16 protein-coding genes and 1 pseudogene are annotated in these 12,675 nt (G+C 32.2%); 9 read left to right on the plus strand and 8 right to left on the minus strand.

The window, feature by feature from the left end; all coding sequences use genetic code 11:
• Positions 1 to 9: 9 nt before the first annotated feature.
• Positions 10 to 1,167: an efflux RND transporter periplasmic adaptor subunit gene (locus EAH81_RS10955; protein WP_140506882.1), complete on the minus strand. Its 1,158-nt coding sequence runs from the start codon at positions 1,165 to 1,167 to the stop codon at positions 10 to 12.
• A 265-nt stretch (positions 1,168 to 1,432) separates the two neighbouring features.
• Between EAH81_RS10955 and EAH81_RS10960 the strand changes: the two genes are divergently transcribed.
• The 5 genes and pseudogenes from EAH81_RS10960 (at position 1,433) to EAH81_RS10980 (ending at position 4,913) form a co-directional block, all read left to right on the plus strand.
• Positions 1,433 to 2,482 carry a sensor histidine kinase gene (locus EAH81_RS10960; RefSeq protein ID WP_140506884.1) on the plus strand — a complete coding sequence of 350 codons (1,050 nt, stop codon included), beginning with the start codon at positions 1,433 to 1,435 and terminating at the stop codon, positions 2,480 to 2,482.
• The gene (locus EAH81_RS10965; RefSeq protein WP_140506886.1) at positions 2,479 to 3,210 is read left to right on the plus strand and encodes a LytR/AlgR family response regulator transcription factor; all 732 of its coding nucleotides are present in this window, start codon (positions 2,479 to 2,481) and stop codon (positions 3,208 to 3,210) included. Before EAH81_RS10960 ends, EAH81_RS10965 begins: the two co-directional genes overlap by 4 nt.
• A 13-nt stretch (positions 3,211 to 3,223) precedes the next feature.
• Positions 3,224 to 3,517 carry a DUF3861 domain-containing protein gene (locus EAH81_RS10970; RefSeq protein WP_140506888.1) on the plus strand — a complete coding sequence of 98 codons (294 nt, stop codon included), beginning with the start codon at positions 3,224 to 3,226 and terminating at the stop codon, positions 3,515 to 3,517.
• A 156-nt stretch (positions 3,518 to 3,673) separates the two neighbouring features.
• Entirely contained in the window at positions 3,674 to 4,336 is a 663-nt protein-coding gene (ribB, locus tag EAH81_RS10975) for a 3,4-dihydroxy-2-butanone-4-phosphate synthase (protein WP_140506890.1), read from the plus strand.
• 4 nt (positions 4,337 to 4,340) lie between these two features.
• Positions 4,341 to 4,913 (plus strand): annotated as a pseudogene (locus EAH81_RS10980) (Crp/Fnr family transcriptional regulator).
• 53 nt (positions 4,914 to 4,966) lie between these two features.
• Here EAH81_RS10980 and EAH81_RS10985 read toward each other — a convergent pair.
• From EAH81_RS10985 to tnpA, 4 genes are all read right to left on the minus strand, one after another.
• Positions 4,967 to 5,581, minus strand: coding sequence for a thioredoxin family protein (locus EAH81_RS10985; protein WP_140506892.1), 615 nt, complete (start codon positions 5,579 to 5,581; stop codon positions 4,967 to 4,969).
• A 3-nt stretch (positions 5,582 to 5,584) separates the two neighbouring features.
• Positions 5,585 to 6,064 (minus strand): TlpA family protein disulfide reductase, encoded by a 480-nt coding sequence (locus EAH81_RS10990; RefSeq protein WP_140506895.1) that lies wholly within the window; start codon positions 6,062 to 6,064, stop codon positions 5,585 to 5,587.
• A gap of 707 nt (positions 6,065 to 6,771) precedes the next feature.
• Positions 6,772 to 7,170 (minus strand): hypothetical protein, encoded by a 399-nt coding sequence (locus EAH81_RS10995; protein WP_140506896.1) that lies wholly within the window; start codon positions 7,168 to 7,170, stop codon positions 6,772 to 6,774.
• Between the two features lie 127 nt (positions 7,171 to 7,297).
• The gene (gene tnpA / locus EAH81_RS11000) at positions 7,298 to 7,759 is read right to left on the minus strand and encodes an IS200/IS605 family transposase (RefSeq protein WP_140507032.1); all 462 of its coding nucleotides are present in this window, start codon (positions 7,757 to 7,759) and stop codon (positions 7,298 to 7,300) included.
• Positions 7,760 to 8,050: 291 nt separating this feature from the next.
• On the opposite strand from tnpA, the gene EAH81_RS11005 reads away from it, so the two are divergent.
• Positions 8,051 to 8,479, plus strand: coding sequence for a DUF6326 family protein (locus EAH81_RS11005; protein WP_140506898.1), 429 nt, complete (start codon positions 8,051 to 8,053; stop codon positions 8,477 to 8,479).
• A gap of 6 nt (positions 8,480 to 8,485) precedes the next feature.
• Here the strand turns inward: EAH81_RS11005 and EAH81_RS11010 are convergent, their stop codons facing one another.
• On the minus strand, positions 8,486 to 8,872 hold the full coding sequence (locus EAH81_RS11010) for a helix-turn-helix transcriptional regulator (protein ID WP_140506900.1): 387 nt from the start codon (positions 8,870 to 8,872) through the stop codon (positions 8,486 to 8,488).
• A 1,132-nt stretch (positions 8,873 to 10,004) separates the two neighbouring features.
• Between EAH81_RS11010 and EAH81_RS11020 the strand changes: the two genes are divergently transcribed.
• The 3 genes from EAH81_RS11020 to EAH81_RS11030 all read left to right on the plus strand — a co-directional run bounded on the left by EAH81_RS11020 (position 10,005) and on the right by EAH81_RS11030 (position 11,281).
• The gene (locus EAH81_RS11020) at positions 10,005 to 10,367 is read left to right on the plus strand and encodes a hypothetical protein (protein ID WP_140506904.1); all 363 of its coding nucleotides are present in this window, start codon (positions 10,005 to 10,007) and stop codon (positions 10,365 to 10,367) included.
• A gap of 202 nt (positions 10,368 to 10,569) precedes the next feature.
• Positions 10,570 to 10,968 (plus strand): hypothetical protein, encoded by a 399-nt coding sequence (locus EAH81_RS11025; RefSeq protein ID WP_140506906.1) that lies wholly within the window; start codon positions 10,570 to 10,572, stop codon positions 10,966 to 10,968.
• Between the two features lie 31 nt (positions 10,969 to 10,999).
• Entirely contained in the window at positions 11,000 to 11,281 is a 282-nt protein-coding gene (locus EAH81_RS11030) for a PrgI family protein (RefSeq protein WP_140506908.1), read from the plus strand.
• A 156-nt stretch (positions 11,282 to 11,437) separates the two neighbouring features.
• Here the strand turns inward: EAH81_RS11030 and EAH81_RS11035 are convergent, their stop codons facing one another.
• Together EAH81_RS11035 and EAH81_RS11040 are read right to left on the minus strand one after the other, a co-directional pair.
• Complete coding sequence (locus EAH81_RS11035; RefSeq protein WP_140506910.1) at positions 11,438 to 11,845, minus strand: hypothetical protein; 408 nt, start codon at positions 11,843 to 11,845, stop codon at positions 11,438 to 11,440.
• An 87-nt stretch (positions 11,846 to 11,932) separates the two neighbouring features.
• Positions 11,933 to 12,307 (minus strand): STAS/SEC14 domain-containing protein, encoded by a 375-nt coding sequence (locus EAH81_RS11040; protein WP_140506912.1) that lies wholly within the window; start codon positions 12,305 to 12,307, stop codon positions 11,933 to 11,935.
• Between the last annotated feature and the right edge of the window lie 368 nt (positions 12,308 to 12,675).

Genomic DNA, 12,675 nt, shown 5'->3' on the forward strand with positions numbered 1-12,675 from the left:
TTCTTTATCTTATTTTAAGTCTGCATATACCGTTTCTGCACTTTCATTATGCGTTTTGATCTCGCTTCCGTCTTTCAACGCAGCAACTCCTTCTAACACAATTTGATCTCCTGCTTTTAAACCACTAGTTACCACATAATAATTACCTGCTGTATTTTCAAGTTTAGTGATATTGACATTTTTAGTTTTACCATCTTTCCCTACTGTAACCGCAAAAATCTTATCCTGAAGCTCGAATGTTGCGCTCTGAGGAATTAATATTACGTCTTTAACTTCATTTGGGATTCTTACTGTTGTGCTGCTTCCGCTTCTGATAATTCCTTTTGGATTTGAAAAACGAGCTCTAATGTTTACTGTACCTGTTTCTGTATTGATTAATCCGTTTACGGTTTCAATACGCCCTTTTTCATCATAAGTAGAACCATCTGAAAGCAATAATGAAACTGGAGGCATTTGTTTGATTTTTTGAGCTAATGAAGTTCCTGAACCGCTTTGGGCGAAATTCAACAACGTTTTTTCGTTCATAGCAAAATACGCAAAAACATTCCCTATACTAGAAACTGTAGTCATAGGATCAGCTGTATTAGAACTAACCAAACTTCCTAAACGAAACGGAATAGAACCTACAACGCCATCTACCGGACTTGTTACGGTTGTGTATCCTAAATTGGTTTTGGCATTTACCAAAGCTGCATTTGCCTGAGCCAATGTTGCTAAAGCTGAATCGTAAGTGTATTGTGCTGATTCAAGATCATATTTACTAATGATCCCCTGATCAACAAGTGGTTTTACTTTATTTACAGCCAGTTTTGCCGAGCTTAAACTCGCCTGAGCGCTTTTTATACTTGCTGCTGCTGTACGAACTTGTTGCTCATATTCCGGCGCACTGATTTTGAACAAAGGCTGTCCCGCTCTCACAACAGCACCTTCATCGACATAAATTTTGTCAATATACCCTTCTACTCTCGGTCGGATTTCGATATTTTGCTGTCCCTGAATACTGGCAGGATAGTCTGTATATAATGTTGTAGATTTTTGCTGTAAAGTCAGCGTTTTATACTCTTTAACTTGAGGTGCACCTCCGGCTTGAGCCGATTTGTCATTTTTACCACACGATACGATGATAACTGATGCTGCAAGAATGCTTAAAAAGGATTGCTTATTCATTGTGAAAAATGTGTAATTATCAATTTATATCGAACAAAAGAACTAAAATATTACAAACAAAAAATTTCAAATAGACGGAAACCTTGAAACAATCGATAGACATGAGATGACAACCGATAGAAGTTGTTTCAAAATAATAAAGCTTTAAAAAACAAGCTCATCGGTTATAAAATGGTTTTTGGGGGTTATGATTCCATTTTTGACGATTGCTTTCCCATCTTACTCAAATATAGTGTAATATTGCCAATAAAATCACAAAAATATAATGGCACCCAACTTTTTTAAACCGTATATGTCTACCGGATTGCATATCCTTGCCTGGATATTGCTGGGATATATTCAGTTGTTTTATATACCACTTACGTGGAATCTTGTACTTCCACCGATTTTTTGGCTTTGGCAAACGATCGTCTTATTTTTTATGATTCTGATTTTTTACTACAATGCCAAAATAATAGTCCCGAAAACGATTATAAAAGACAAAATTGGACCTTTTTTATTTTGGGCACTCTGGAGTATTTTTGCCATGCAGCTTGTTGCCTACTTATACAATACAAACACTGACTTGCATAATAAACTGGCGCTTCTTTTGGGTTTTAAAAAATACAGAAACAATTATTTTGACAATTACGTTTTCAGCTTAACCTTATTGGTTTTAGGAATCAGTACCAGTTATGCCATGTTACAGCATTGGCAAAAAGCTGCACAGCACAAACAAAAATTAGAGCAGGACAAAACCATGGCAGAATTGGCGATGTTGAAAGCGCAAATTAATCCCCATTTTTTCTTTAACTCACTAAATAGTATTTATTCCCTTACGTATACCAACATTGAAGATTCCCGTAGTGCCCTTCATACCTTAAGCCGTATGATGCGATATTTACTTTACAGTACAGAAGGTGAACGAACTACATTATTAAAAGAAGTCGAATTCATGAAAGATTTTATCGCTTTGATGAAGCTCCGTGCCAATAAAAAATTAACCATAACAACCGATATTCCGGAAAAAATTCATGATTTTCAAATTGTCCCAATGTTATTATTACCTTTAGTAGAAAATGCTTTTAAACATGGTGTAAATGCGATTGATAAAAGTGAAATACATATTTCGCTAAAGCAAAAAGGAGCCGATCTTGAATTTGAAGTAGAAAATACTTTCTTCGAAAAAACTTCTACAACTGATCAGGGCGGAATTGGATTAACAAATACAAAACGCAGATTACATTTAATTTATCCAAATAAGCATTTTATGACCGCCGGTATTGACCAAAAAGGGAAATACAATGTTAATCTGCAAATAACTTTAGAACAATGATTGTATTAAAATGTATAGCAGTAGACGATGAACCACTTGCCTTAAAATTGGTGGAAACCTTTATAGAACAAACTCCGTTTTTGCAATTGGCATGCAGTTGTGATAATGCTGTTGAAGCCATGAGTTTAATACGGGAGCAACAACCGGACATTGTTTTTCTGGATATCAATATGCCCAACTTAACGGGTATGGAACTCGCCAGACTTTTGCAGGAACAACCCGGACCGTTGCCAAAAATCATTTTTACAACCGCTTACAATCATTATGCAATTGAAGGTTACAGGGTTAACGCGGTCGATTATTTACTGAAACCTTTTAGTTACGAAGAGTTTCTAAGAGCCGCCAACAAGGTTTTACAATTATCTGAAGAAGCAGCGAATCAATTTCACTCCATTTCGGCCGATGATGAATTTATTTTTCTAAAAGTCGAATATCAATGGGTTCGAATTCCTTTGAAAGATATTTTATATATCGAAAGTTTAAAGGATTATGTTAAGGTTCATCTCGAAGATTCCCAGAAATCTCTAATGTCTTTGATTTCGCTTAAAGCACTGGAAGAAAAATTATCTTCAGCAAAATTTATGCGCATCAATCGATCATTTATTGTTTCATTGGAGAAAATAAATGCGATAAGCAAAAATTCAATATTTATTGGTAAAACCGAAATAACGGTTGGAGAACAATACAAAGAAGCATTTAAAACCATTGTCGAAAAATGGTTGAAATAATTATAAATACCACATGGAAAAAAAATCGAATAAATATTACCTTACATTAAGCTTAAAGGAATACGCAAACGGAGAAACGGAACCTGCAAAAGAACTCGGAATAGAATTTGACAATCACGACGAAATATTTGGCATCATCGAAAAAATTAAAGGAAAAAACATATTTAGCAATGCATCCGAAGCCACACAATTTGCAATAGGTTTAAAATTGTTCAGCGAAATAAAATTGAAGCACCGCAAGAACCCGCTTTTTGAAGAATTAAATGAAGTATTTCCTGCATTTATGAAAAAATTGAAAAGTTTGTAAAATCATAGAAAACGTCTCAATAATTGAGGCGTTTTTTTATTTATTTCCAAATAAAAAATAAATCAAAAACTTCATTTTATTGACTTACATCAAACTTTTAGAGGATAAACAACTTTAGATTTGCTATTTCATAAATCTAAACTTTTACATATTAAAATGATAGGCACAGAATTAAATCCGTTATATAAATTTGGTTTTACAAGTCAGGAACGTGTTGAAAATGCTTTAAAACAGCTGCAAAACGGAAAAGGTATCTTACTCACAGATGATGAAAACAGAGAAAATGAAGCTGATTTAATTTTTTCGGCACAACATATAAATGTCCAAAATATGGCTTTAATGATTAGGCAATGCAGCGGTATTGTTTGTCTTTGCCTAACGAATGAAAAAGCGGACCAATTACATCTTCCCTACATGGTAAAAGAAAATACCAGTACTTTTCAAACTCCATTTACAATTACAATCGAAGCCAAAAAAGGTGTAACAACTGGAGTTTCAGCAACGGACCGAATCACCACTATTCAGGCGGCTTGCAATGAAAATGCAAAACCTTCAGATTTGGCAAGACCCGGACATATTTTCCCGCTACGTGCAAAAAACAATGGTGTTCTGGAAAGAAATGGACATACGGAAGGAAGTGTCGATTTAATGAAATTAGCCGGATTAAAATCCGAAGCGGTACTGTGCGAATTGATGAATGAAGATGGCAGTATGGCTAAACTTGGCAAAATTATAAGCTTTGCAGAAGAACACGATTTAATGGTTTTATCAATCGAAGATATTATCTATTACCGTAAATTTGTCCGAGACTATATTTAACCCTATGATATACGATCAACTTGCTGCCTATATAAAGAAGAGTATTGCTGTTACAGATCAGGATTTAAACACTATTCTTTCTTATTTTAAACCTCACAAGCATAATAAAAATGATTTGTTGCTTTCGCAGGGAGAAATAAGCCAGCGAACTTATTTTGTAGGTAAAGGATGTTTGAGATTTTTTTTTATAAATGAAGAAGGAAAAGATATTACGCGTTATATTACTTTCGAAAATCAATTTGCAACAGCATTAGTGAGTTTTATAACCAAATTGCCTTCGATGGAATCCATTCAGGTAATCGAAAAATCAGAGCTTTTACATATTAGCCATGATGATTTTAATCATTTAATGAAAATTGTTCCGCAATGGAGAGAATTTTACTGCCACTATCTAGAAAAAGCATATGTAAATAATACCAATCGACTAATGTAGTTTACAACTATGGATGCTTTAGAAAGATACACTCAATTGCTAAAAGTAAATCCGATTATTGTAAAACGACTTCCTAATAAAGTAGTCGCTTCTTATATTAATATCTCTCAGGAAACTTTGAGTCGATTAAAATCTAAGGTTTAAAAAAAGTGTTGATCTTATAATCAACACTTTTTTTATAAACCATATTTCTAAAATTAAGCTTTTGCTTTTCTTTTTACGGTACAGCCAATTTCTTTAGTTTGTGTAATTGCTGGTTTTTGATTGCTTTTTAATGCTGCAATTACATCTTCGGCATATTTTGTTTTTTCCGCTTTAGTTCCTTCCGGATCGTTATCGATTGCTCCTACATATTCTACAACATTTCCTTTATCGGTTTTGGACACAATAAAAAGATGTGGTGTATGTTTTGCTCCGTATTCATCTGTTACTTTTTGTCCAGCGTCAAATAAATAAGGGAAAGGATATTTTTTGTCTTTTGCTAAATCCTGCATTTTATCATACGAATCAGCTTTTGAAGCTTCAGGATCATTTGGATTAATCGCAATTACCGGATATCCTTGTGATTTGAATTTTTTGTCCAACTCAATTATTCTTTGCTCATACGCCACTGCATATGGACAAGTATTACAGGTAAAAACAACAATATATCCTTTGGCTTTTGGAAAACTCGCAAAAGAAACTTCTTTACCATCTACATTTTTCAATTTGAAATCCGGTGCAGTATCTCCGGCTTTAAGTGTTGTAGTTTGTGCCTGAGAAAGCAACATATTAAATAAAAACACTGTCACAACAGTAATAAAATTTTTCATAATTTATAGTTTTTTATATTCAGTTAATAATTGTTCGTAAGTAAATTCCGATTCGATAAATTTTCTTTTATCCTCTTTAATAAAAAGTGTTGCGGGAATACTTCCAGACCATGATTTATCAATTCGGTCGATATATTCTTGTGGATTGCTTTCATTCAAAAGAAAAACTTCACTTTTCATGTTTTTTCTTTTTACAAAGGGAATTACAGCCGATGTCAGTTTTGATTTAAAATCAACGCTGACTAATAATACAGCCAATTTCTCCTTTTTAAAATCTGCATTCAGTTTTTCAAAGTGAGGCAGTTCCTTAATACACGGCGCACACCAGGTCGCCCAAAAGTTCACGACATACGTACTGTCTTTTCCGTTTTTAATTCTTTCGTTTAACTGATCGATATTAATCAGCTTTACGTTTTGACCGAAAGACGTTATCGAAAAAGCAAAAAACAAAAAAGTGGATACTTTAAAAGCGTGGATTTTCATATTTGTAAATACTTAAGGTGATATGCCTTACAAATATAAACTAATGAAAAACTATTTTTTGTTAATGAAAGTTTAATGGTTCGAAAATTCATCACGAAGATGCTAAGATTTCTTTAGAGAGCCATTCATTTAAATATATTCCAACGGAACAAAATCTTGTTATCGACAGTTAAACGGTATAATTTATTTCGATAATTAAAAATTTATTTTATTTTAAATACAATATAAAAACATCTATTTCCATTAGATATTGTTCCATCGGAACATTTCATCGGTAGAAAAAAAATGCATATGGTACGATATCATCCCGTAGGGCAATGTCATTAAGTTAAGCTTTTAAAAAATAAAATTATTGCAAATCAAATCCGTTTTTATCCGCGTTTTTACGAAGTAAATCTGTTTTATCCGCGTCAAAATTAGACGCTGATTTTACTGATTCGCTAAAGCGAAAACGCTGATAAAAACGGATTTTTCTAATTACTTTCTGGATTAAACTGTTAAGTATTTTATAGATTTCCTCTTAACTTAATGACATTGCCCGTAGGGATGTTTAATAAATTGTATTGGCATTTATTTGTTATTACCATCAGCCAAACGTTCCTACGGAATGCAAAAAACACTTTATTATCGGGGGCTACCAATGAAATGTTTCGATGGAACAAAATCTTGTTGGTGATATTTTAACCTCTAATTCGAATTGCAAAAGGCTAATTCCCTGTTTTTATATTTAAACTGTTCACAAACAAAAGCGGTTCCATATTACTCATATTAATCAGGGACAAAATGCCATTTTTATTTTCGTTTATGCCATTTATTTTAAAACAAAATTCATTCCCGTCTTTGTCCATTAAATTTATATACTCAACATTATCACTTGAATTATTTTGGCAGGAATGAGAAATTGTATATCGATACATTACTTTGAAAGCATCATTGAGATAATTGTAAACTTTTCCGTCTTGGGTAAACACCCATTTTGTACTGTGGTTTTGGCTATTATACCAAGTTCCAATAATTTTTTTTGATGAAGGATCTTCTTCCTGGTTATTTCCAAAGATTGTAGGGAATTGTAATAACAATAGTAAAATTAAAAATAGCTTTTTCATGTTTTTTATTGTTTAGTTGTTAGGTTGAGTTTTACTCCTATTTTAGAAACTGTTTTTCCTTTTACAAAAATAACATTTAATTGATAAAAAGTTCGTGTTCCATCGGAACATCTAGTTGGTTGTAGAATCATACAATTGGTTCTTTAAAAATATATTGTTCATCATATTCTATTTCAAATGCCTTCAGTAGTTTTTGGTATTCCTCTAAAAATGTTTCTTTTTTATGATGTTGCTCTTGATTTTGTATATATCGAATTACATTGGGTACATGACTTCTTGAGTATGAAAAAGCACCATAACCTTCCTGCCAAGCAAAAGCCAAGCATAGTTTTTCTTGTTTAATCCATTTACTTGTTTCTGTTTTTACATTTTGAATAAGCGAGGAAATAGATTGTGTTGGACGCATTCCTATAAATATATGAATATGATCCGGCATGCTGTTTATACAAAGCATTTTATGCTGATTTGACTGAACTATGCCAGTTATAAATTGATGTAATCTGTCTTTCCATTCTTTATCAATTAATGCCTTACGATATTTTACTGCGAAAACAAATTGTATATGCAACTGTGTGTATGTATTTGCCATTACCAATGAGATGTTCCGATGGAACATTAAAAACCATTATTTTTTCATTATCTACCGACGAAATGTTCCGATGGAACATTTGGTTCTATACAAAATATGCATCTCCTGATTTTACCAAAATTAATTTGTAAAGATTCATTGTATAAACCTTTCAAAACTATAAAATTTTGAATATGAATGTTTTCTTAAAAAGATTTAGATATATTAAATTAAGGCAAATTTTACCAATTTAAAAATCGGCAATATGTAACAAAAACTCCCATAATTCGTCATACTTAAAAACTAAAAATCATGGATACAAAACAGAATGCCAACGGTTTAAAAGATTTCGAAGTAAATATCAAAATCAAACTTGCCTTTCTTTGGACATCGGTAACCTTGTGTTATTTATACGGAGACTATTTTGAATTGTACGTTCCCAATAAAACTGCAGGACTTGTAAGTAGAGATAATTTGCTTGATAATCCCGTAAAATTATTTATGACTGCATTTTTACTTGCTATTCCGGCTGTGATGGTGTTTTTTTCTATTCTCTTAGAACCCAAAATCAATAGATTTCTCAATATCTTTTTTGGACTATTTTTTACATTGATAATGGTTTTGATTGCTTTTACATCGCTAACGCCGTGGAAAACTTTTTATGTTTTTCTGGCTTTACTCGAAAGTGCCATTACAATTTTGATTGTCATTTTTGCCTGGAAATGGCCAAAAGCAGTATAATAATCTCTAAATCTCTCCAAATTTTTCTTTATATCTTTCCAATTCGGCTTCTGTTTTATGAAGAAGTTTTTCCAGCAGCTTTATTTTGTCTTCATACAGAACTTTTAGAGTCGTAGTATTTTCGGTATTAATCAGGATACTTCCGTTATTATTTCCTATCACTTTATTGAAATTTCCAAAATATCTCTGACCATCAAAGCTTAAAATATCCTCGACACTGACTTCTAAAATACGGGCGATCTCAACGAGTTTAATATAGGATAAAATGGTTTTTCCTTTTTCAATTTTGCTATAACCTGCCTGGGTAACCCCAAGTTGTTCTGCCATATATTCTTGTGTATAATTTTTTAGCTCTCTGATACTTTTAATTTTATTTTTTATTGAAGTGGGCATATTTTTTCTTTTGGGATGTGGAATAGCTGAAACAACTCAATACCAGAATTTAGTATTACAGCGGTTCCATCTTGAAATGCATGCTAAAACTTTTTCATTTGTAGATAAATGAAATCGAATATTTTGTTATTTTTTTCTGGTAGTAATCACAAATCCGTATACTACAGCAATAACGATACATACTAAATCGTAACTGGAAATTAGGGATAATAACATTAGGTAATTTTTAGAAGATTAGGCAGTTTTCTTTATCATTCGATCAAACTGTAGGGTTAAGTACTGATCTATTTGCCTGCCTATGAGATTCCGATCTTCGGCTTTGATTTTGATTGTAGTTTCTTTTTCATAAATATCCCGAACCAAAACAGAATATTCAAATTCTGCTCGATCGTTAAATCTCAGAATAATAAGAAAAGTATAACATAATAGGGTTGGAATGATATAATACACTTCGATTATATCTGAAAAAATCATGCAATAATACGCTATCGCCGTGACGAGAATAAACAGGGTATTAACGAAAAAATAAGTTTTCTTTTTTCGTGATATACCTAGTTCAGCTATTTCATCAAAAGTATATTGCCATTGATTTTTGCCATAACGAAAATGGACTTGATTTGGGGTAAGGGTAACAAACATAATAATGGTGGTAAAAAAACAATTTAGGACTTTGTTTAAGGAATATTGTGCTACATTTATGCATAACAACTCCCCTCCGCAATATTACGCAATAACTTCTTTTTTTTCTTACAATACATCTCATAGATTATAACTAAAAGTTATAATTAAATCCAAAACTCAATTTATTAACTATAATTACCTTTTTTGTGTAAACCATGTCTTGCTTTTTAGCATTCCCGCTCTTACATAAAATTATTTTTTTAGACATACACAATTTTGAGGTTTTTTCAAATTTTTTTTTCTCTTCCAAAATAAGAAAACAAAAGTTATTAGTTAAGTCCTGTTATATGATTCTTAAGAAAGATTACATCCTAAACAACTGATAATTATAGAAATGGAAACGCTTTTTCTGTAATATTTTGCGTAAATTACTGGAGTAAATTTAGTAAATCTATAAGCCAGTAAAAATTAGTCCGAAAACAAGCCGAAAAAATTACTTAAAAAAATTATCATGGAAAAGCTACACAACCAGGATTATCGCGATTATAGTGATCTTGATACTCTTATCGAAAATGAAAAAAACTATTCTGATACCATTTTTAATGCCGAAGATCAAAATCATGAAGAATTGATAAATGATGTTAATCATGAAACAAATGATTTTAACAGAAACGAAAATAATCCGCATCAAGAAGGAATCATTAATGGAGAAGATCAAATTACGAATGATGAAGATCCGGAAAACCTAGATGACACTTTAGAAAAAGACGGCGATCTTGACGATGATGATTCTGATGATGACAACGATTCTGATGATGATCTTGAAGATGTATCTCACGACCCTTTTCCCAGTCTTGATCCGGGAAACTTCTAGATTAGATTTTAGCATTTGTAAACATTTCAAACCCCGACAGTCCCGAATCCCTCGGGGTAAAAACTGTCGGGTTTGAAATGTTTACAAGATGTAATTCTATAATAAAAAATCAAAACTATATAATTTTTTTACTTAGGATTACAGTAATTTTAAGCTATCAATTTTAACAAACTAAAATTGATTTTAGAAAATGTGATAGATAATGGATATTACGATTCAAATCATTTGGCTCTTTGTTCTTGCCATTCCAATTGCCTGTATCAGTTGGACGGTAACGCATGAAGAAATATTCAAAGAACCCCGCGAATGGTGTGTAAAACATTCTAAAAACGAAAAAACACTTTTGGGCAGAAAACTATTCTATCTCTTTACCTGCGAGTATTGCTTTAGCCATTATGTCACAATTGCTTTTTTGATTCTTTGTAATTATAAACTTTTCTTAAATGATTGGCGAGGCTATATTTTGGCAGGGTTTTCGCTCGTTTTTTTGGCAAATGTATATATGAGCCTTTTTGCGTTATTAAGACAAGCCATTAAAAAAGAAAAAGTCGAAATTGAAAAAATCGAACAGGAAACTGATACCGAAAAGCTATCTAACTAAATTAAGTATAACAAACAAAATTCAAAAAATCATGGAAAATTTAAATTTCATAGACCCACTACTTCACGGAATTACTCCTGAAATAACAAATAACAAAATTCCAAATCTATCTACAAAACAATTGCTTTTTGCAGGAGTAGGTTCGCTTATCGCAAGTGCTCTTCTAAAAAAAGCAGGGCAAAATAAAACAGCTGCAATTGTTGGCAGTATTGGATTGCCTTTAATAGCTTCTGCTGCCTACAAACAATATTGCAAAGTATCGAAGGCGAAAAGCGAATTAAAAGACAGTAGTGGTATTGAATATAATCATTAAAAAAAATCAGGGTTAAAATTTGTTTCAAGTTTCAGGTTTTTACCTTTGTCTAAAAAAATAGCCACGAATTCACGAATCTTTCTACATTATTGTAGACAATCATTCGTGAATTCGTGGCTGTTTTTTTTGTACTTAATCTGAGTACTAAACTAAGACTTACTTTTTAGCAGGATTTTTAATCGTATCTATACTGACTGGATGTGCCGTTGGATCCGATACTACTTTTGTAGTGTTTGCTTTTTGTTTTTTTCCATTATTTACTTGTTGAGAATTTCTTTTCTTTGAAGTACTCGCAGGATTTTTTATGGTATCAATACTCATTGGTTTTGCCGTTGGATCTGACACTACTTTGGTTGTATTGGATTTTTGTTTTTTTCCTGCTTCTGTTTTTTGAGAATGCCTTTTTTGAGACGTACTTGCAGTGTTTTTTATGGTATCGATCTTATTAGGATTTGCCGTTGGATCTGATACTATTTTTGTAGTGTTGCTTTTTTGGCCAGGCTGCTGGGCAAATACAGCTCCTGTAAACAAAACCATTGCACATGTTAAGAATAAATTTTTCATACTATTGATTTTTAATTAATAATGGGTAGACCAATCTTAAATTAAAGTTATTTAATCAAAATCAATCTATAGACGTGCAGGCACGAATTATTTAACTTCTATATTTCCTTCAACCCAATTGAGGGCTTTATTGAAGTCTGTTTTTTTAAATCCTTTAAATTCTCCCGGAACTACGTAACTGAATCCGTTGGTGAACGAAATTATTTCTTCCGAATCGGAAATAATGGCGGCTCGGTTCCATTTTCCAAGATGTTTGAGTCCCAGTAAGGCATCCTGCAGCCACGCTCCGGCTGTAAAATTTTCGAGATCAGTATCCAGAACCAATAAAAAATTAACTTCATTTGTTTGTTTTACCAGATGTTCTACTGCAGGAACTACTACAGCCAGAAAATCTTCTTTTGTTACTTCTGCTAATGCTCTAAATGCTACGATATTATCTGTAGTGTCAATTTGATGTATCATGATATTTCTATTTGAATGTTATTAATGCCGGGTTATCGTGACTTTCAATTTTTAATTACTTTTTTATTGAAAGAACATATCAAAAATACCTATAGAATAGTATTGGGGTATTATATCATCTCATTGTATTTTTATAAAATAACAATGTGTTTTTTTTGAGGTACTGAGGTACTGAGGTACTGAGGTACTGAGGTACTGAGGTTCTGAGGTTTTAAGGCAATTTCATAAAGTTAAAGAAATTGCTACAATGCTTTACTGAATAAATCTTCCACAAAACCGCAAAATCAGAAAGGTTTTGTCAATTTTGACTAAGGAGAAATGACAAGATCCTGTTTAAACTTGGCGAAGAATGGATTAAAATCCATCCC

This window comes from Flavobacterium pectinovorum (assembly GCF_006438875.1).
GTDB classification, from domain to species: Bacteria; Bacteroidota; Bacteroidia; order Flavobacteriales; family Flavobacteriaceae; genus Flavobacterium; species Flavobacterium pectinovorum_A.